Source organism: Janibacter massiliensis, assembly GCF_900289115.1.
In the GTDB taxonomy this organism is placed as follows: Bacteria; Actinomycetota; Actinomycetes; order Actinomycetales; family Dermatophilaceae; genus Janibacter_A; species Janibacter_A massiliensis.
The window spans coordinates 2029855-2047499 of record NZ_LT985196.1 but is presented as its reverse complement, the minus strand read 5'-3'; the positions used below and the strand labels follow the sequence as shown (position 1 = coordinate 2047499).

The window sequence follows — 17645 nt, the reverse complement described above, 5'->3', positions numbered from 1 at the left end:
CCGGGCCGGACCGGTCGACGGCGGTCGCACGTGCCCTCTCGATGGTCCGACGCGAGGTCGTCGGGCGTTGTCGGTGGTCGTCCGTAGCGTCGTCGGTGCCGGTGGAGGACCGGCCGGCGCCCCGGCGCCGCGACGAAGGAAGGCCGCCATGATCATCGACTGCGACAGCTGCCCCGTCCGGGGTCACCGCTGCGACGACTGCGTCATCGGGCTCGCGCTGACCGGCCCCACCGTCCCCCTCGACGCCCTCGAGGCGCACGCGGTGGATCTCTTCGCCAGGGCGGGGCTCGTCACGGCGAGGGAGGCGGCCGGCGCGGTCGCCCGCCGCGAGCCGTGGGCGACCCGGAACGCCGCAGCGGGGTGACACCCGGTCGGTGCCACCCCGCTGCGACGCCCCGCGGTGCGGGAGGGATCAGCCGTAGATGTCCTCGATGGCGTTGGCGTAGTCGCGCATCACGACGGACCGCTTGAGCTTCAACGACGGCGTGAGGTGACCCGAGTCCTCCGTGAAGTCGCCCTCGAGGACGATGAACTTGCGGATCGACTCCGCCTTGGAGACCGCGTTGTTCGCGTCGTCGACGGCGTCCTGGATGGCTCCGAGAACCTTCTCGTTCGTCCGGGCGTCCTCGATCGAGATCCCCTCGAGGCCGTTGTTGGCGGCCCAGCCGGGAAGCATCTCGGGGTCGAGGGTGACAAGCGCGGCGATGAACGGACGCTGGTCGCCGACCACCATGCACTGCGACACGAGCGGATGGGCCCGCAGCCGGTCCTCGAGGACGGCCGGGGCGACGTTCTTGCCGCCGGCGGTCACGAGGATCTCCTTCTTCCGGCCCGTGATCGTCAGGTAGCCGTCCTCGTCGAGCTCGCCGATGTCCCCGGTGTGGAACCAGCCGTCACGGATGGCTTCCGCCGTCGCCTTCTCGTTGTTGCGGTAACCGGTGAAGATGTTCACGCCCTGCGCGAGGACCTCGCCGTCCTCGGCGATGCGGACACCGCATCCCGGCAGCGGCAGGCCGACCGTGCCGATCTTCACCCGGTCGGGCACGTTGACCGTGATCGGGGCGGTCGTCTCCGTGAGGCCGTACCCCTCGAGGATCGTCACCCCGATGCCGCGGAAGAAGTGCCCCAGGCGCGTACCGAGCGGCGCGCCGCCCGAGACGGCGTACCGCGTCTGGCCGCCCATCTTCGTGCGGATCTTCGAGTACACGAGCTTGTCGTACAGGGCGTGCCGCGCCTTGAGGGCGAAGGGCACCCGGCCCGTGTCCACGGCCTCGGACCACGCGATCGCGGTCGCGGCCGCCGCGTCGAAGATCTTGCCCTTGGCGCTCGAGCTCGCGTGGGCCTGCTCCTGCGCCTTGTTGTAGATCTTCTCGAAGACCCGGGGGACGGCGAGGATGAACGTCGGCCGGAACGCCCCGAAGTCGTCGAGGATGTTCGCCAGGTTCGAGCTGTGACCCATCCGCGCCTCGCCGACGACCGCGAGCACCTCGATGAAGCGCGCGAAGACGTGCGCCAGCGGGAGGAAGAGCAGGGTCGAGGCACCCTCGGCGGAGACGACGTCGCCGAGCCGGCTGACCGTGTTCTCAACCAGCCCGAGGAAGTTGTCGTGGGTGAGCTCGCAGCCCTTGGGCCGGCCGGTCGTCCCGGAGGTGTAGATGATCGTCGCGATCGAGTCGCGGCCCAGCGCGTCGCGACGCGCGTCGAGCTCGACGTCGCCGATGCCGGCGCCCGAGGCGGCGAGCGTCTCCAGGTCACCCGCGTCGAGCTGCCAGACGTGCGCGAGCGTCGGGAGCGCGTCGCGCACCGACTCCACGACCGCGAGGTGGCCCGGCGTCTCGACGACGATCGCCACGGCGCCGGAGTCCTCGACGATCCACTGCACCTGCTCGGCGGAGCTCGTCTCGTAGACCGGGACGACGACCGCGCCGGCCGTCCACGCCGCGAAGTCGACGACCGTCCACTCGTAGCGGGTCTTGCTCATGATCGCGATGCGGTCGCCCGGTTGGATCCCGGCGGCCACGAAGCCCCTGGCGACCGCGTCGACGGTGTCACGGAACTGCGTGGTCGTGACGTCCGTCCACCCGCCGTCGTCGGTCGGCTTGCTGAAGGCCACACGCTCGGGGGCCCGCTCCGCGTTGCGGTGGGGCAGGTCGGCGAGGCTGTCCCCCGGCGCACCGGTGGTGAGGGCTGGGGTCACGTTCTCCTGCACGGGGTCTCCTTTGATCGACGTGCGGCCGGTGCACACATTACCGGTCGGGAACCGGGAACGGGTCTTCGCGTCGATTCCGTGATGGAACCGGTCGCTGGGGTCTCGCGACCTGAGACGATCAACCCGTGCCCATCCCTCTCCGGACCCCGTCGGACCACGTGGTGGACCTCGTCGACGAGTCCTTCGTGCGTGCTCGGCCCACCGTGCTGCGCGCCGTCCTCGAGGACCCGCGTCTGGATGCCCTCGTGTGGCCGGGGCACGAGGTGAGCGTCACCCGTGACCGCGGCCACAAGGGCCGGCACTACGCCGTCGCCGGGCGGATCACCGGGGTGGCCGAGGTCTGGCTCGAGCCCTTCGACGACGGGACGATCGTCCACCACTACGTCCGGGGGACCACGCGGGCGCTGACCGCCCGGTCCGCGCGGGCCGCGGTCGCCGCGCACCGACGCCGCTTCAAGATCGTCCTCAATGCCGTCAAGGACGCCCTCGAGGCGGATACCCTCTCGTCATGGCCGAACGCACCCGCTCCAGCATCGTCATCGCCGCCGATCCCGGGGCCGTCCTCGACGTGATCGCCGATCTCGAGTCCTACCCGGAGTGGGCGCCCGAGTTCACGGAGATCGAGATCCTCGCCGAGGATGGGGACGGGTGGCCGGACCAGGTCCGGATGTCCCTCGACGCCACGGCGGTGAAGGACACCTACGTCCTCGACTACGACTGGGACGTCGCCGAGGACGGTACGGGCACGGTCTCCTGGCACCTCGTCGAGGCGACCGTCCTCAAGGCGCTCGACGGCGCGTACGTCCTCGCCCAGCACGACGGCGGCACGGAGGTGACCTACGACCTCACCGTCGACGTCCGCATCCCCATGCTCGGGATGCTCAAGCGGAAGGCCGAGAAGGTCATCATCGACACGGCTCTGAAGAACCTGAAGAAGCGCGTCGAGTCCCTGACGGGGTGACCCAGCTGGAGGTCCACGTCGGCCCCGACCGCCGGGAGACCGTGTCGCGTGCGGTGCGGAGCGCGGTGCTGAGCGCTGACCGGCACGGCGGCGCGACGCTGCTCACCCGGGGGGACCGGCACCGGCCTGACGGGGTGCGCGCGGCGCTCCCGGGTGCCGATCCGAGCGGTGACCCGATCGGCCCGGGGGTCGTCTGGACCGACGTGGCGCGTTGGCCCGAGGGCGCCGGGACGGCCTTGCTCGTGGCGGCGACGGTCGGCCTGGGCGCGGACGGGCCAGCGGTCCGCGCCGCGATGAGCCCTCGTCTCCTCGACGCGGTGCCCCTGCTCGAGGCCGTCGACGCCGCCGCCGAGGGTGCGGTGGTCCTCGCCCTGACGGAGGATGACCTCCTCATGTGGCTCGAGGCCGTCTCCGTCGGACCCGGGATCGTCCGGCAGCTTCGCGGGGTGCTCGCCCGGTCCGCGGACCTGGGGGATCCGGTCGCCGTCGCGGCCGACCTCGACGCGCTCGAGGCGACGTTGAGGCGTGGCAACGCCGTCGTCGACTCGGTGCGGGTGGTCCTGCCGTCGAACGGCGCGGGGCTGACGGCGGCGCTCGGTGTCCACGGCCTCCGTCCCGACGTCGTTCCGCCGGCGGCGCCGCGACGTGCGGACGGGCTCGCCCACCGGGGGGTCACCGCCTCTGCGCGCCGGGAACCCGCGGCCCGGGTCGAGCCCACGGTCGAGCGTGTCGGAACCGGGTACCGGTTCGTCCTCGACCTGCCCGAGGTGACCGCGGACGAGGTCGAGCTGTCCCGTCACGACGACGCCCTGCAGCTGTCCGCCCACGGCACGATGCGGGTGGTGCCCCTCCCGCCGGGCCTGAGACGATGCGCCGTCGAGCGTGCCGGCCTCGCGGGCGGCAGGCTCACCCTCGACCTCGTCCCTGATCCCGCCCGGTGGCCCCGATGACCGACGACCCGACGGCACCCTGCTCGGCATGTCCGCTCTGCCGCGCCCGGAGCGCCGCCGGTCGGGTCTCGCCGCGCACCCGCGCCGCCGTCGTCACAGCCGCGGTGGATCTCGTCACCGCCGTGGCCGCCGCCCTCGCCGAGATCGTCGTGCCGGGGGCCGAGGACGCCGAGGGCGCGGAGGACGAGGCCGCCGCGGCGAACCACGACGGGCCCATCCCGGTCCACGACGACGAGGCCGACGGGACCATCGCGCGACGCCGCGCCTGAGCCCCGGGTCAGACGCGTGCGCCGTCCGGGTGGTCGTCGTCGATGGGCTGCCGGTGACGCGGCTGGCGCATCACCATGACGCCGAACCCGGCAGCGGCGAGCGCGATGCCGAGCCACATCCACCACGGTGAGGCGCCCGGGTCGAAGAACGCGACCCAGAGCAGGAGCGCCGGCCCCGCGACGAGACCGATCGTCGCGACCCAGAACCCCGTGTCGCTCGCCGGGGGGAGGGCCGGTCGGGGTGGGACGAACTCCGCGTCATGGGCTGCGCCGTCCTCGTCGTCGTCCACCCCCGCGGCGAGGACCCCGTCGAGGAGCGATCCGGTGCTGCCCCGCCACGGGGCGTCGACGCCCGGCGCCACCGGCAGGGAACGGATCCCGCTCGCCGGCTCGGGCGCCCCGTCGGGTTCGGGCTCGATCGGGACGTCCCAGTCACCGACGATCGCGTCGAACCGCCGTCGGATCTCCTCGTCGTCGTCGGACCTGCGGGCCTGCTCCACGCCGCTCATCCTCGCACGCGCCGTGCCCCGGCCTGACGGCTCCTTCGCCGACGACGTGACCTGCACTACAGTGCCTCCGGCGGGACCGACCGGCCGGTCGGGCCCGGGTCGACGTCTCGGCGCGGAGGTGCGGGCAGGTGCTCTACTGGACGTTGAAGCGCGTGCTGCTCGGTCCGCTGCTGCGGGTGCTCTTCCGCCCGTGGGTCGAGGGTGGCGAGCACGTCCCCCGGCAGGGCGGGGCCATCCTCGCGAGCAACCACCTGTCGTTCTCCGACTCCTTCTTCCTCCCGCTCATGTGCGAGCGGCGGATCACGTTCCTCGCCAAGTCGGACTACTTCACCGGGACCGGCCTCAAGGGGTGGTTCTCCCGCAGCTTCTTCGCCGGGGTCGGCCAGGTCCCGATCGACCGGTCCGGCGGCCGGGCGAGCGAGGCCGCGCTGAACACCGGTCTGCGGATCCTGCGCCGGGGCGAGCTGCTCGGGCTCTACCCCGAGGGCACGAGGAGCCCCGACGGTCGTCTCTACCGGGGTCGGACCGGCGTCGCCCGGATGGCGCTGGAGGCCGGGGTGCCCGTGATCCCCGTCGTCATGGTCGGCACGGACAAGGCCCAGCCCACCGGGAAGATCATCCCGAACATCACCCGTGTCGGGATGCGGTTCGGCGAGCCGCTCGACTTCTCCCGGTACGAGGGTATGGCCGGGGACCGCTTCGTCCTCCGGTCGATCACCGACGAGATCATGTACGCCCTCATGGAGCTCTCGGGCCAGGAGTACGTCGACATGTACGCGACGTCGATGAAGGAACGGATCCTCGCCGCGGCCAAGGAGAAGGCCGCACGCCTGCAGGAGGCGGCGCGCCCGGGGCGGACGAACGAGGACCTCGAGCAGGCTCTCGACGCCGTCGACGACGAGCCTGCGGCCCGCTCGCGCGCCAGCTCCGCCTGACGCGATGACCGGGCGCAGGGCCCAGGAGGTCGCTTTCGTCCAGGCCGCGACGGGTGGCGCCCTCGGCTACCACTGGATGACCCTCGTCTACGTCTCGTGGGTGTCGTGGCAGTGGCAGGACCGCATGTCCCGGCCGTGGCTGGCGGTCGCCGCCGTCGTCGCCATGACGGCCGTGACCGCGCTCGCGACGGTGCTTCGTCGGGCGACAGTACCCCTCGTCCTCGCGGGCCTCGCGGTCGCCGCCCTGGGCATCGTGCTCACCGTCGACGCCTACCCCCGCTCCGAGGTGGCCGTGGGCGTCCCGACGCTGACGGGGGTGTGGAGCGCCGCGCCCGTGCTCCTGGCCGCCGTCCGGTGGGGCGCGCGGGGCGGGCTCGCGTCCGGGGTGTTCATCGCGACCGTCAACTTGCTCTCGGGGTCCGTCAGCTCGACCACCCTGCACAGCATCGTCCTGCTCCTGCTCGCCGGGGGGATCCTCGGGTGGGCCTTCGACGTCGCCCGGGTCACCCAGGCGCGGATGGTGGCGGCGCTCGCCGCCCAGGAACGGATGGCCGAGCGGGAGCGCCTGAGCCGAGCCGTGCACGACGGGGTTCTCCAGACCTTGGCCTTCATCAACCGCCGCGGTCACGAGATCGGCGGTGAGGCGGCCGAGCTCGCCGACCTCGCCGCGGACTCGGAGTCGTCGCTGCGCACGCTCATCGCGCGGGCTCCCGAGGCCTCCGCGGTCGCCGCCGACGACACGGGGCGGACGGGGAGGGTCGACCTCGGTGAGCTGCTGGGCCCGTTCGCCTCCGAACGGGTCGACGTCGTCCGGCCCGCGGACCCGGTCATCGTCCCCTTGCACGTCGGCACCGAGCTGCGCGACGCCGTCGGGGCGGCCCTCGACAACGTCCGGCAGCATGCCGGGGACGGGGCCCGCACCTGGATCCTCGTCGAGGACGAGGGTGACGAGATCCTCCTGACCGTCCGCGACGACGGTGTGGGGACGACGGCGCAGCGGCTCGCCGAGGCCGAGGCGGCGGGCCGCCTCGGTGTGGCATCCTCGATCCGCGGCCGGGTCACCGATCTCGGCGGCCGGGCGACCTGGGCGACGGCGCCGGGGTCCGGCTGCACGATCACCCTCTCCGTCCCGGTCCCGCAGGAGCGCACGCCGGCCCCGGCGTGAGCCACGGCGAGCGACGAGGACGCACGATGGACGAGCAGGCCCCGACGACGACGGCACCCCTGGAGAAGCCCCTCACCGTCCTCGTCGCCGACGACCACCCCCTGTGGCGCGACGCCCTCGCCCGTGACCTGGCCGATCACGGCATCGACGTCGTCGGCACGGCGGGCGACGGTCCGGCGGCGGTGGCGCGGACCCGGGCGACCCGACCCGAGGTGCTGCTGCTCGACCTCAACCTGCCCGAGATGCGCGGCGACGAGGTCACGCGCGAGCTGGGCGACGTCCCCACCCGGGTCCTCATCCTCTCCGCGAGCGGCGAGGAGTCGGACGTGCTGTCGGCCGTCAAGGCCGGGGCTCAGGGGTATCTCGTCAAGTCCGCCTCGAGCGAGCAGATCCTCGAGGCCGTCCACGCGACCGCCCGGGGGGAGGCCGTGTTCACGCCCGGGCTCGCCGGGCTCGTCCTCGGCGAGTTCCGCCAGATGAAGAAGGAGCAGGCGGCGACCTCGAACGCGCACCCCGTCCCCGAGCTGACGCCCCGCGAGGTCGAGATCCTGCGCCACGTCGCGACGGGCATGGGGAGCAAGGAGATCGCGGCGCTGCTGTTCATCTCGCACCGCACGGTCCAGAACCACGTCCAGAACATCCTCGGCAAGCTCCACCTCCACAACCGGGTCGAGCTGACCCGGTTCGCGATGGAGCGGGGGATCGAGCCGCCCGCGTGACGGCGACGGCGGCCCGGCCATCCACGTGGTGGGCCGGTCGGGCCTGCCGGACGTGCGCGCCTATCCTTGCGGGCGTGACCACGCCGACGACCATCGACGAGCACCACCACGCGAGCCTCGGAGCGAACGCGAAGCTGCCGGCCGCGCAGCAGCCGGAGTGGCCCGACCAGGCCGCTGTCCAGGAGGTGCGCCGCACCCTCGCGGCCCAGCCGCCCCTCGTCTTCGCCGGTGAGTGCGACGTCCTCACGAACCACCTCGCGGCCGCCGCACGCGGCGAGGCGTTCGTCCTCCAGGGCGGCGACTGCGCGGAGACCTTCGAGAACGTCACCGCCGAGAACATCCGCAACCGGGTGAAGACGCTGTTGCAGATGGCCGCCGTGCTCACGTACGGCGCCTCGCTGCCGGTGGTCAAGGTGGGTCGGATGGCCGGCCAGTTCGCCAAGCCCCGCAGCAGCACGACCGAGACCCGCGACGGGGTCACGCTCCCGGCCTACCGCGGTGACATGGTCAACGCCTTCGACTTCACCCCCGAGGCGCGCACCCCGGACCCGCAGCGGCTGCTGCACGGGTACCACGCGTCCGCGTCGACGCTCAACCTCGTGCGTGCGTTCACCACCGGGGGTTTCGCCGATCTGCGGCACGTGCACGACTGGAACCGCGGCTTCATCGCCAACACGGCCAACACGCGCTACGAAGGCCTGGCGCGCGACATCGACAAGGCGATGCGGTTCATGTCGGCGTGCGGCGCGGACTTCGACGCGATGCGCACGACGGAGTTCTTCGCCGCCCACGAGGGGCTCCTCCTCGACTACGAGCGTCCGATGACGCGGGTGGACTCACGCACGGGTGACCTCTACGACACCGCGGGCCACTTCATCTGGGTCGGGGAGCGAACCCGCGGGCTCTCCGACGCCCACGTCGACTTCGTCTCCCGGATCCAGAACCCGGTCGGGGTCAAGCTGTCGCAGAACGCGAGCGCCGACGACGTCGCCGAGCTCATCGAGCGCATCGACCCGCAGCGCCGCCCCGGCCGCCTCACGTTCATCACGCGGATGGGCGCCGGTCGGGTGCGGGAGGCGCTCCCGGGGATCGTCGAGGCCGTCCGGCGGACCGGCGCGACCGTGACGTGGATCTGCGACCCGATGCACGGCAACACCTTCACCTCGGCGTCCGGGTACAAGACGCGCGACTTCGAGGACGTCGTCGAGGAGGTGCGCGGTTTCTTCGAGGTCCACCGTGAGCTCGGGACCGTGCCCGGCGGCATCCACGTCGAGCTCACCGGCAACGACGTCACCGAGTGCGTGGGCGGCGCGGAGCGGATCGCCGACGCGGATCTCTCGCAGCGGTACGAGAGCCTGTGCGACCCGCGGTTGAACCACCAGCAGTCGCTCGAGCTCGCCTTCCTCGTCGCGGAGATGCTCGCGACCGACTGACCCTCAGGCGTCGTGGTGGAGGGCCTCGCTCGGCGGGTCCTCCACCGCGGGCGTCGTGCTGCTCCGCCCGGCGAGCTCGGCGACGTACATCGCGGCGAGGACGAGCGCGCCGCCGAGAAGCATGCGCGCGGTCGCGCTCTCGCCGCCGAGCAGGACCGCGAAGAGTGCGGCGAAGACCGGCTCGAGGGTCATGACGACCGCGGCACGGGTGGCGCTGAGGTGCGCCTGGGCCCACGTCTGGGCGAGCAGGGCGCCCGCGCCGGCGGCGAGAGCCATGTAGACGAGGGCGGCCCACTGCCCGCCGTCCCGGGGAAGGGTGATTCCGCCGGGCGCGGCGAAGGGGAGGCAGACGATCGCGATCGTCGCGGACTGGACGACGGCGAGGCCGACGGCCCGCTCGGGCGTGCTCCACCGGCCCAGCGCGATGATGTGCAGCGCGTAGACGACGGCCGAGCCCAGCGTCAGGGCCTCGCCCGCCCCGACGCTCACCCCGCGCAGCGAGAGGATGGCCAGGCCCGCGGTCGACAGCGCGACGGCGATCCACGTCGAGGCCTCGATCCGTTCCCGCAGCAGGAGCGCGGTGATCGCGGGCGTGAGCACGACGTACATGCCCGTGATGAAGCCGGAGACCGACGCGGAGGTGTGCTCGAGCCCGACGGTCTGCAGCAGCTGGGCGGCTCCGTACAGGGCGCCGAGCCCGATGCCGACGAGGACGTCCCGGCGGGTGAGCGCCCGCACGGGTCGGTGGAGGACGAGCGCCACCGCGATCGCGGCGATCGCGAACCGGACGGTGAGGAAGTCCGCGCTCGGGACGACCCGGACGAGGTCTCGGATGAGGAAGAACGTCGACCCCCAGACGGCGGTGACGGCGACGAGCAGGCCGGTCGCTGCGAGCTCGCTGCGGCCCCTCTCGTCGGCCCCGGTCCTCCGAGTCACATCGACCGGCGCAGCCGCTCGACCCGACGGAGGTACCGGCGGGTGTCGGGGTAGAGGCCGTGCTGCTGGACGGAGGCCAGGCCCTGGTAGTAGCCGGCGATCGCCTCGGCCCGGGTGTCCGCGGAGCGGGTGAGGACGCGCAGCAGCACCACGCCGGAGGTGATGTTGTCCTGCGTCTCGAGGGGGTCCAGGCGGCGCCCGGCGAGCTGCGAGGTCCACTCCACCGTGCTCGGCACGACCTGCATGACCCCGACCGCGTTCGCGACGCTCACCTGCCGCTGGTCCCAGCCCGACTCCTGGTAGCCGATCGCCAGCGCGAGCCGGGGATCGACCCCGTGGGCGCGCGCCGTGCGGACGATCATCGCCCGGACCGCGTCTCTGCTGGGGACCTCTCGGCCCGCGAGTGCCCGTCGGTTCCGCTCGGCCGCGGCGACGACGGCGCGGGGGTAGTCACGGCCCTCGAAGGTGTTCTCGTCGAACCGGGGGGAGGTCGAGCGCGCCGCGGTGCCCGGCACCCGCAGACGTCGGCCGACCGCGAGGGGATCGCTGGGGGAGATGCCGTTGAGCTTCGCCAGACGCGCCACCGTCGTCCCGCTCTCGGCGGCGATGCCCGAGAGGGTGTCGCCGGGGCGCACGAGGTGGACCGAGCCCGGGTCGCGGGTCTTGGTCACCGGGCGGGACGACGAGCGGGACGCCGGACGTGCGGCGGTCGCCCGGGCCGCGCCCCGGAGGGGGACCTCGAGCACCTCCCCGGTCATGATCATCCGCCGCGAGCCGAGATCGTTGCGCCGGACGAGCGTCGCCACGTCGACCCCGTGGCGCATCGAGATGCCGAAGAGGGTCTCGCCGGGCCGGACCGTGTGCCGGGTCCAGCGGCGGTCGTCGTGCGTCGCCAGCACGGGGGCCGTCTCGGGCAGGTCGACGGTGGGGGGCACGGTCGCGGGCGGGAGAACGGGGGCCATGGTCGCTTCCTGGGTCGGGTGGGCACGTGACGGGTGGTGCCCGTGTGACGTGCGCGCTCGGCGCGACGCTACCCCGGTGAGCGCCACGCGCTGCGGTAGCGTCGCGGCGTGCCGACGACCGATCCGACCGACGCGCCGCTCGAGAGCCTGTCCGCCGAGTGGCTGACCATGCCGGACCTCGCCGAGCGGTTGGGGATGCGCCTGCAGGACGCGCGCCGGCTCCTGGAGGACCGGGACCTCGTCGCGTGCCGGATCGGGGAGCGGAGCGTCCTCGCCGTCCCGGCCGAGTTCCTTGCCCCCGAGCCCGACCTCCACGGCCGGATCCCGGACACGCCTGCGGCCGGCGAGCGCCCGGTACCCCTCGCGGCCCTGCGCGGCACGATCACCGTCCTCGGCGACGCCGGCCTGAGGGACGAGGAGATCGTGCGCTGGCTCCTCACCCCGGACGCCACCCTGCCGGCCGGACCCCATCCGGCGGCGGCGATCCGCGCCGGCTTCAAGACCGAGGTGCGCCGCCGGGCGATGGAGTCGGCCTGGTGAGATGGCGGTCGGCAGGGCGCCGACCCACGGTCAGCTCGACCGGGCGGTCGTCACGTCGATGAGGTCGCCGAGCACGCCGCGCGCCTGGGCGTCGATGTCGGCCGCCGCCAGGTGCGCCCGCGCCGAGCCCGCGAGCCGTGCGATCTCCGCCTCGACGGCCGCGAGCGCGCCGGAACCGGCCATGAGATCGCGCACGCGCTCGACACCCTCCTCGTCCAGCTCCGTGCCGAGCGCGCCGACGAGGGCCGCTGCCTCGGTCGCGCCCGCCAGCTCCAGGGTCCGGGCGACGAGCACGGTGCGCTTGCCCTCCCGCAGGTCGTCACCCGCGGGCTTGCCGGTGATCGCGGGGTCACCGAAGACGCCGAGGACGTCGTCGCGCAGCTGGAAGGCGTGCCCGAGGTCCAGCCCGTAGGCCCCGAGCGCCGAGACGGTCGCCTCGTCGGCCCCACCGACGCGGGCGCCGATGACGAGCGGGTGCTCGATGGAGTACTTCGCGCTCTTGTAGCGGATGACGTGGTGCGCCCGTGCTGCTCGCTCGTTCGTGGAGATGTCGTCCCACGGTCGGACGGACTCGACGACGTCGAGGAACTGCCCCGCCATGAGCTGCGTGCGCATCCGGTCGAACGTCGCCCGGCCCCGGGCGAGTGCCTCCGGTGGGAGCCCGGAGGTCGCGTACATCTCGTCCGCCCACGTGAGGCAGAGGTTTCCGGCGAGGATCGCCCCCGCGGCGCCGAAGCGGTCGGCGTCCCCGAGCCAGCCGCGCGCGACGTGCTGCCTGGCCATCGCCCGGTGGGCCGCCGGTTGTCCGCGGCGGGTGTCGCTGTCGTCCATGACGTCGTCGTGGATGAGCGCCGCCACCTGGAACATCTCCATGCTCGACGCGAGCCGGACCGCGCCCGCCCCGGCCCCGAGGTCGGGGTTGGCACCCCGCAGGCCCCAGTGGAGGAAGGCCGCGCGCAGCCGCTTGCCGCCGGCGAGCAGCCGCGCGATCGCATCGACGAGCTCGAGGACGTCCGGGCCGAGCTCGGCCAGGACCGTGCGCTGGGTGACGAGCTCGCCGTCGAGGCACGCCTGGACCCGGGGGCGCAGGTCGGCGACGTCGAGCGGGTGCGTCACGAAGACCTCCGGGGCCGGTGAGGTGGGTCACGACCCGCACGCAGGGCGGGTCGCGCCCAGCCTACGTGGCGGCCTCGTCACTAGGATCGCGCCCATGTCGCAGCCCGAGCCCGAGACGATCCCCGCCCGCCTGCGCGCCGACCACGTCTCCGTCAGCTTCGAGTTCTTCCCGCCGAAGGACGACGCGGGTGAGGACGTGCTCTGGGAGGCGATCCGGCGGCTCGAGCGGGTCTCGCCGGACTTCGTCTCGGTGACCTACGGCGCGGGCGGCACGACGCAGGACCGCACGGTGCGGATCACCGAGGAGATCTCGCGGCGGACCTCCCTGACGGCGATGGCGCACCTCACGTGCGTCGGCAAGTCGGTCCGCGAGCTCGAGGACGTCCTCGACGAGTTCGCCGACGCGGGCATCGACCACGTCCTCGCCCTGCGTGGCGACCCGCCCGGCGACGTCCGCGCGACGTGGACCGCCCATCCCGAAGGGCTGACGTACGCCTCCGAGCTCGTCGAGCTCATCGCGCGCCGGGGCGGGTTCGAGATCGGCGTCGCCGCGTTCCCCGACGTCCACCCCGAGTCCGCCGACCTCGACGCCGACGTCGAGACCCTCGTCCGCAAGGCGGAGGCGGGTGCCTCCTTCGCCGTCACCCAGATGGTGTTCGACCCCGAGACGTACCTCGCCCTCCGCGACCGGGTGAACGCGCGCGTCGACCTGCCGATCACCGCCGGGATCATGCCGATCACCAACCTCAAGCAGATCCGGCGCATGTCGGAGCTCATGGGCACCCCGATCCCGGCGGCCACCGTGGAGCGGCTGCACGCGGTCGAGGGCGACCCCGCCGCGGTGCGGGCCGAGGGGATCGCGATCGCCATCGAGATGTGCCAGCGACTTCTCGACGAGGGCGTACCCGGGCTGCACTTCATCACGATGAACCGGTCGACGGCGACGCTCGAGGTCCACGGCGCGCTCGGTCTCGGGGACCGCTGACGCCGGCCCCGCTGGCGTCCGGGCGCGCCGACCCGTACGATCGGCCCCAGATCGAACATGTGTTCGATCGGTCGGGCGGGTCGGGATCGGAGCAGCAGCATGGGACTGCCGTTGGAGTCCGCGGGCGAGCACCTCAGGGCGGCCGGGGCCACGAGCTCACCGCTGGAACGGGCGCTGCACGCTCGCATCGCAGCGCGTCGGGCCGCCGCGGAGGTCCTCGCGGGCGGTCGACGTGCCCGGGTGGATGGTGACGCGGTGTGGGAGGTCCTGCCGGACGTCGCGCCGGAGCTGGGGGAGTGGGCCCGGTACTTCTCCGACGCCGACCTGCGCGACCTCGGCGTGAGCCGGCCGGCGTCGCCGCGCGAGGTCGACGACCTCCTGCGTGGCTCCTCCGACTTCGTCACGCTCGTCGCCGGCCGCCTGGAGGTACCCCCACCCGTCGCCGGGACGCTGCCGCTCGCGCCGCTGCGGGTGGCGCGCGGCGTCCGCGTCGGGGGACGGGCCTAGGGTGGCAGCGAGCGCGGCGAAGGAGACGAGGGTGACCACGGAGCGACGGCAGCAGCGACGCGGCGGCGTCGAGACGGGCCTGCGGACAGGAGCGGTCTGGCGGGCGATCGACGCCCTCGTCGCCGGACGCCAGCAGGACATCGGCCGACCGCTGCGGGTGCTCGACCTCGGCGGCGGAACGGGCGGTCTGGCCGTCGCCCTCGCCGAGCGCGGCCACACGGTGACCGTCGTCGACCCCAACCTCGACGCCCTCGCCTCCCTGCGGCGGCGCGCGGCCGAGTCGAGCGCGGGCAGCCGGGTCACGGCCGTGCAGGGGGACGCCGAGACCCTCGAGGGCCTGGGGGACCTGCAGGGCGTCGACCTCGTCTGCTGCCACGGCACGCTCGAGGTCGTCGACGACCCGGAGACGACCATCGCCCGCATCGCCGACGTCCTCCGTCCCGGCGCCCACCTCTCGCTCGTCACCGCCCAGCGCGCTGCGGCCGTGCTCGCGCGGGTGCTCGCCGGTCAGTTCGGTCAGGCCCGGTCGGTCGTCACCGACCCCGACGGCCGGTACGGGCCCAAGGACCCCCTGCCGCGCAGGTTCCACCGGGCCGAGCTCGAACAGCTCCTCCACGGGTGCGGCTTCACCGTCGAGCAGGTCCAAGGGGTGCGGATGTTCAGCGACCTCGTGCCGTCCGCCCTCCTCGACTCCGACGCCGCCCGTGCCGCCCTCCTCGAGCTGGAGGAGGCGGTGCTCGCCGACCCCGACACCGCGTTCCTCGCCGGCATCGGGACGAGCGTCCACGTCATCGCCAGCCGTGACTGACCCCCGGCGCAGCGGGGCGACGTGAGTCGGCGCCGGTTCGTCGCGCCGCCTCGGGAGAGCTCCGACCCGCCCGACGACACCGGGTGCACGATCCTCCACGTCGACATGGACGCGTTCTACGCGTCGGCGACCCTCCGCACCCGCCCGGAGCTCCACGGCCGCCCCGTCATCATCGGCGGCTCGGGCCGGTCGGTCGTCCTCTCGGCCACCTACGAGGCGCGGGCGCACGGGGTGACCTCGGCGATGCCGATGGCCCGCGCCGTCCGGCTGTGCCCGGAGGCGGTCGTCCTGCCGCCCGAGCACGCTCTGTACGCCGAGATCTCCCGCGCCGTGATGGCCGTCTTCCACGACGTGACGCCGCTCGTCGAGCCGCTCTCGCTCGACGAGGCCTTCCTGGAGGTCTCCGGGGCGATCCGGCTGCTGGGGAACCCGGCGTCGATCGGTGCGGCGATCCGTGCCCGGGTCGAGGACGAGCAGGGGATCACGTGCTCCGTCGGGGTGGCTCCGACGAAGTTCCTCGCCAAGATCGCCTCCGGGCTCGCGAAGCCGGACGGGATGATCGTCGTGCCCGTCGCCGAGGCCGTCACCTTCGTCCGCAGCCTGCCGGTCGGGGCGCTGTGGGGCGTGGGGGACCGGACCGAGGAGCGGCTCGTCGCCGCCGGGATCCGGACGGTCGCGGACATCGCCACGGCGCGCCGGGCCGATCTCGAGCGCGCCGTGGGCCTCGCCGCGGCCGCGCACCTGAGGGAGCTGGCCGACGGCCGGGATCCGCGCCGGGTGCAGCCCGAGCGCGCGGGCAAGAGCATCGGGTCGAACCGGACCTTCGAGACCGACCTCACCGATGCCGACGACCTCGACCGTGCCCTGCTCGCCCTGGCGGGGCGCACCTGCGCGCGGGCCCGGGCGCAGGGTGTCCTCGGGCGGACCGTCGCCCTGTCCGTCCGCTGGTCGGACTTCACGACGGTGACCCGGTCGCGGACGCTCGAGGTGCCGACGGACAGCACCCGCACGGTGCACCGGACCGCGGCGGCGCTGCTGGCCGAGCTCGCACCGCGCGGCCGACCCGTGCGCCTCCTGGGCGTCCGGCTCGAGCAGCTCTCGGACGCGTCCGTGACGCCCGTGCAGGTCACCCTCGACGAGCCCGAGCACGGGTGGCGGGACGCCGAGCGCGCCGCGGACCGCATCGGGGAACGGTTCGGCTCGGGCGCGGTCCGGCCCGCCAGCCTCCTCGGCGATGGGCGGCCGTCTTCCCGTCGTCAGGGTCCCGGCCTATCCTGAGGTTCCCGAACCGACGACGGACGACGAGGAGGTCCCCGTGCCGCTGTCCGAGCGCGAGCAGCAGATGCTCGACGAGATGGAGCAGGCGCTCATCGCGGAGGACCCTCGGTTCGCCAGCAGCATGCGGGGTTCCACACCGACGCGGCGGGCCCGCCTCGGGCGCACCCACCTGCTAGGGCTCCTCGGCGCGGTCGGCGGGCTCGTGCTGGTGGCCGTCGGGGTCTACGCCCAGCTCGTCTGGCTCGGCGGCATCGGCTTCGCGCTGCTTGTCGCCGGAGCCGTTCTCGCGCTCGCCCCGGTGCCGCAGACGCTGTCGGCGCTGGACGACACGGGTCGGCCGACGGTGTCGCGACGGACCGGGCGACCCGGTGCCGCTCGACGGGACCGGAGCCGCTCGGAGTTCATGTCGATGCTCGAGGACCGCTGGGAGCGCCGGCGCAACGGCTGGTGAGCGGGCGGCTCAGAACGCCAAGGCGCTGGTCGCCCACACGCCGCCGATGACGACGGCTGTCCCGAGCTCGATCCCCATCGAGTGCAGCACGCCCACGAGCGCCCGCTTCGTCGCGTACCACGCCCGTCCGAGGTCGCGGGTGCGCGTGTACTCCACGCCGAGGACCCCGAGGACGAAACCGACGGGGAGCCCGACGACCGGGATGACGAAGAAGCCCACGATGCCCGCGAGCGCACCGACGAGCAGGGTCGAGCCGCCGACCCCTTGGCGCTTCATGCGGCGCCCGGGGATCGTCACCTGGAGGACCATCCCGAGCGCCCACAGCGCCGCGACGACGGCGAGCGTGAGCCAGGCTGCCACGTCGTTCTCCCCGATCGCCCACACGAGCACGGCCACGACGCAGAGCATGAGCCCCGGCAGCACGGGGATGACGATCCCGGCCAGGCCGACGACGTAGATGACGAGCGCGACCCACGGGAGGACCTGCGAGGGGTCGGGCCCCGCGGTCGCGAGGACGTTCACCGCTCGTCGGCGGGGGCCGTCGGGGTCGTCTCCTGCAGGCTCGCGCTGTGGTCCTCGATCTCGGCGAGGTGGCGCAGGCGGGGCAGGTGCTCGCGGCCGTGGTGGGCGCAGAAGAGCAGCTCGCCCCCGGCGTGGAGGCGGGCGCGGACGTATGCCTTGGCGCCGCAGCGGTCGCACCGGTCCGCGGCGGTCAGGGGTGCTGCGATCGCGGTGTTCATGGTGCGCCTTCCTTCGGTGGTTCGTTCTCGCCGCAGGATGCCGGGCGGGCGATCCTGCGTCGAGGGTGGTCAACAGTCAAGCACGCCGGTTCGTTCCCGCCGGGTAGGACCGGCCGCGCGGCCGCGGTCGTCGACCGTCCCTCCGTCGCGCCTCCCCGGCCTCCACCGCGCG

Annotated in this window: 22 protein-coding genes; 15 read left to right on the top strand and 7 right to left on the bottom strand. The window is 73.6% G+C overall.

What is annotated here, in order from left to right; translation table 11 throughout:
- Positions 1-148 precede the first annotated feature (148 nt).
- Positions 149-364 (top strand): hypothetical protein, encoded by a 216-nt coding sequence (locus tag DAA34_RS09965; RefSeq protein WP_106818958.1) that lies wholly within the window; start codon positions 149-151, stop codon positions 362-364.
- A 48-nt stretch (positions 365-412) separates the two neighbouring features.
- On the opposite strand, the gene DAA34_RS09960 is transcribed toward DAA34_RS09965, so the two are convergent.
- Positions 413-2209 carry an AMP-dependent synthetase/ligase gene (locus DAA34_RS09960; protein ID WP_106818956.1) on the bottom strand — a complete coding sequence of 599 codons (1797 nt, stop codon included), beginning with the start codon at positions 2207-2209 and terminating at the stop codon, positions 413-415.
- Positions 2210-2334: 125 nt separating this feature from the next.
- Here DAA34_RS09960 and DAA34_RS09955 point away from each other — a divergent pair, with 125 nt between their 5' ends.
- Genes DAA34_RS09955 through DAA34_RS09940 form a run of 4 tightly spaced genes read left to right on the top strand, consistent with a single transcriptional unit; the run spans position 2335 to position 4389 of the window.
- A complete protein-coding gene (locus DAA34_RS09955; protein ID WP_106818954.1) occupies positions 2335-2781 on the top strand; it encodes a hypothetical protein in 447 nt (148 codons plus the stop codon).
- Positions 2718-3170, top strand: coding sequence for an SRPBCC family protein (locus tag DAA34_RS09950; protein WP_106818952.1), 453 nt, complete (start codon positions 2718-2720; stop codon positions 3168-3170). Before DAA34_RS09955 ends, DAA34_RS09950 begins: the two co-directional genes overlap by 64 nt.
- On the top strand, positions 3167-4120 hold the full coding sequence (locus DAA34_RS09945) for a hypothetical protein (protein ID WP_106818950.1): 954 nt from the start codon (positions 3167-3169) through the stop codon (positions 4118-4120). The genes DAA34_RS09950 and DAA34_RS09945 overlap by 4 nt, the downstream gene beginning before the upstream one ends.
- The gene (locus DAA34_RS09940) at positions 4117-4389 is read left to right on the top strand and encodes a hypothetical protein (RefSeq protein ID WP_158707697.1); all 273 of its coding nucleotides are present in this window, start codon (positions 4117-4119) and stop codon (positions 4387-4389) included. The genes DAA34_RS09945 and DAA34_RS09940 overlap by 4 nt, the downstream gene beginning before the upstream one ends.
- A gap of 8 nt (positions 4390-4397) precedes the next feature.
- On the opposite strand, the gene DAA34_RS09935 is transcribed toward DAA34_RS09940, so the two are convergent.
- On the bottom strand, positions 4398-4889 hold the full coding sequence (locus tag DAA34_RS09935; protein ID WP_106818946.1) for a hypothetical protein: 492 nt from the start codon (positions 4887-4889) through the stop codon (positions 4398-4400).
- 137 nt (positions 4890-5026) lie between these two features.
- Here DAA34_RS09935 and DAA34_RS09930 point away from each other — a divergent pair, with 137 nt between their 5' ends.
- The 4 genes from DAA34_RS09930 (at position 5027) to DAA34_RS09915 (ending at position 9150) form a co-directional block, all read left to right on the top strand.
- The gene (locus DAA34_RS09930; protein WP_106818944.1) at positions 5027-5833 is read left to right on the top strand and encodes a lysophospholipid acyltransferase family protein; all 807 of its coding nucleotides are present in this window, start codon (positions 5027-5029) and stop codon (positions 5831-5833) included.
- A gap of 4 nt (positions 5834-5837) precedes the next feature.
- Complete coding sequence (gene macS, locus DAA34_RS09925) at positions 5838-6998, top strand: MacS family sensor histidine kinase (RefSeq protein ID WP_106818942.1); 1161 nt, start codon at positions 5838-5840, stop codon at positions 6996-6998.
- A gap of 26 nt (positions 6999-7024) precedes the next feature.
- Positions 7025-7717, top strand: coding sequence for a response regulator (locus DAA34_RS09920; RefSeq protein ID WP_106818940.1), 693 nt, complete (start codon positions 7025-7027; stop codon positions 7715-7717).
- A gap of 74 nt (positions 7718-7791) precedes the next feature.
- A complete protein-coding gene (locus tag DAA34_RS09915) occupies positions 7792-9150 on the top strand; it encodes a class II 3-deoxy-7-phosphoheptulonate synthase (protein ID WP_234354202.1) in 1359 nt (452 codons plus the stop codon).
- A gap of 3 nt (positions 9151-9153) precedes the next feature.
- On the opposite strand, the gene DAA34_RS09910 is transcribed toward DAA34_RS09915, so the two are convergent.
- Positions 9154-10086 (bottom strand): DMT family transporter, encoded by a 933-nt coding sequence (locus tag DAA34_RS09910; protein ID WP_106818938.1) that lies wholly within the window; start codon positions 10084-10086, stop codon positions 9154-9156.
- The gene (locus DAA34_RS09905; RefSeq protein WP_106818936.1) at positions 10083-11048 is read right to left on the bottom strand and encodes a lytic transglycosylase; all 966 of its coding nucleotides are present in this window, start codon (positions 11046-11048) and stop codon (positions 10083-10085) included. Before DAA34_RS09905 ends, DAA34_RS09910 begins: the two co-directional genes overlap by 4 nt.
- A gap of 108 nt (positions 11049-11156) precedes the next feature.
- Here DAA34_RS09905 and DAA34_RS09900 point away from each other — a divergent pair, with 108 nt between their 5' ends.
- Complete coding sequence (locus DAA34_RS09900) at positions 11157-11588, top strand: Rv2175c family DNA-binding protein (protein WP_106818934.1); 432 nt, start codon at positions 11157-11159, stop codon at positions 11586-11588.
- A gap of 30 nt (positions 11589-11618) precedes the next feature.
- On the opposite strand, the gene DAA34_RS09895 is transcribed toward DAA34_RS09900, so the two are convergent.
- Entirely contained in the window at positions 11619-12704 is a 1086-nt protein-coding gene (locus DAA34_RS09895) for a polyprenyl synthetase family protein (RefSeq protein WP_106818932.1), read from the bottom strand.
- 94 nt (positions 12705-12798) lie between these two features.
- Between DAA34_RS09895 and metF the strand changes: the two genes are divergently transcribed.
- The 5 genes from metF to DAA34_RS09870 all read left to right on the top strand — a co-directional run bounded on the left by metF (position 12799) and on the right by DAA34_RS09870 (position 16733).
- Positions 12799-13689 (top strand): methylenetetrahydrofolate reductase [NAD(P)H], encoded by an 891-nt coding sequence (gene metF, locus DAA34_RS09890; RefSeq protein WP_106818930.1) that lies wholly within the window; start codon positions 12799-12801, stop codon positions 13687-13689.
- Positions 13690-13788: 99 nt separating this feature from the next.
- Positions 13789-14196: an SAV_6107 family HEPN domain-containing protein gene (locus DAA34_RS09885; protein ID WP_106818928.1), complete on the top strand. Its 408-nt coding sequence runs from the start codon at positions 13789-13791 to the stop codon at positions 14194-14196.
- Between the two features lie 31 nt (positions 14197-14227).
- A complete protein-coding gene (locus DAA34_RS09880) occupies positions 14228-15004 on the top strand; it encodes a class I SAM-dependent methyltransferase (RefSeq protein WP_106820067.1) in 777 nt (258 codons plus the stop codon).
- 21 nt (positions 15005-15025) lie between these two features.
- Positions 15026-16282, top strand: a complete 1257-nt coding sequence (locus tag DAA34_RS09875) for a DNA polymerase IV (RefSeq protein WP_106818926.1) — start codon at positions 15026-15028, stop codon at positions 16280-16282.
- A 37-nt stretch (positions 16283-16319) separates the two neighbouring features.
- Complete coding sequence (locus tag DAA34_RS09870; RefSeq protein WP_158707696.1) at positions 16320-16733, top strand: DUF3040 domain-containing protein; 414 nt, start codon at positions 16320-16322, stop codon at positions 16731-16733.
- A gap of 9 nt (positions 16734-16742) precedes the next feature.
- Here DAA34_RS09870 and DAA34_RS09865 read toward each other — a convergent pair whose 3' ends face one another.
- A complete protein-coding gene (locus DAA34_RS09865) occupies positions 16743-17255 on the bottom strand; it encodes a DUF456 domain-containing protein (protein ID WP_106818922.1) in 513 nt (170 codons plus the stop codon).
- Complete coding sequence (locus DAA34_RS09860) at positions 17252-17473, bottom strand: DUF7455 domain-containing protein (RefSeq protein ID WP_106818920.1); 222 nt, start codon at positions 17471-17473, stop codon at positions 17252-17254. Before DAA34_RS09860 ends, DAA34_RS09865 begins: the two co-directional genes overlap by 4 nt.
- Between the last annotated feature and the right edge of the window lie 172 nt (positions 17474-17645).

Coding starts and splice junctions, on each gene's coding strand:
- DAA34_RS09965 (WP_106818958.1), top strand. CDS start 149: ATGATCATCGACTGCGACAGCTGCCCCGTCCGGGGTCACCGCTGCGAC.
- DAA34_RS09950 (WP_106818952.1), top strand. CDS start 2,718: ATGGCCGAACGCACCCGCTCCAGCATCGTCATCGCCGCCGATCCCGGG.
- DAA34_RS09940 (WP_158707697.1), top strand. CDS start 4,117: ATGACCGACGACCCGACGGCACCCTGCTCGGCATGTCCGCTCTGCCGC.
- macS (WP_106818942.1), top strand. CDS start 5,838: ATGACCGGGCGCAGGGCCCAGGAGGTCGCTTTCGTCCAGGCCGCGACG.
- DAA34_RS09920 (WP_106818940.1), top strand. CDS start 7,025: ATGGACGAGCAGGCCCCGACGACGACGGCACCCCTGGAGAAGCCCCTC.
- DAA34_RS09905 (WP_106818936.1), bottom strand. CDS start 11,048: ATGGCCCCCGTTCTCCCGCCCGCGACCGTGCCCCCCACCGTCGACCTG.
- metF (WP_106818930.1), top strand. CDS start 12,799: ATGTCGCAGCCCGAGCCCGAGACGATCCCCGCCCGCCTGCGCGCCGAC.
- DAA34_RS09885 (WP_106818928.1), top strand. CDS start 13,789: ATGGGACTGCCGTTGGAGTCCGCGGGCGAGCACCTCAGGGCGGCCGGG.
- DAA34_RS09860 (WP_106818920.1), bottom strand. CDS start 17,473: ATGAACACCGCGATCGCAGCACCCCTGACCGCCGCGGACCGGTGCGAC.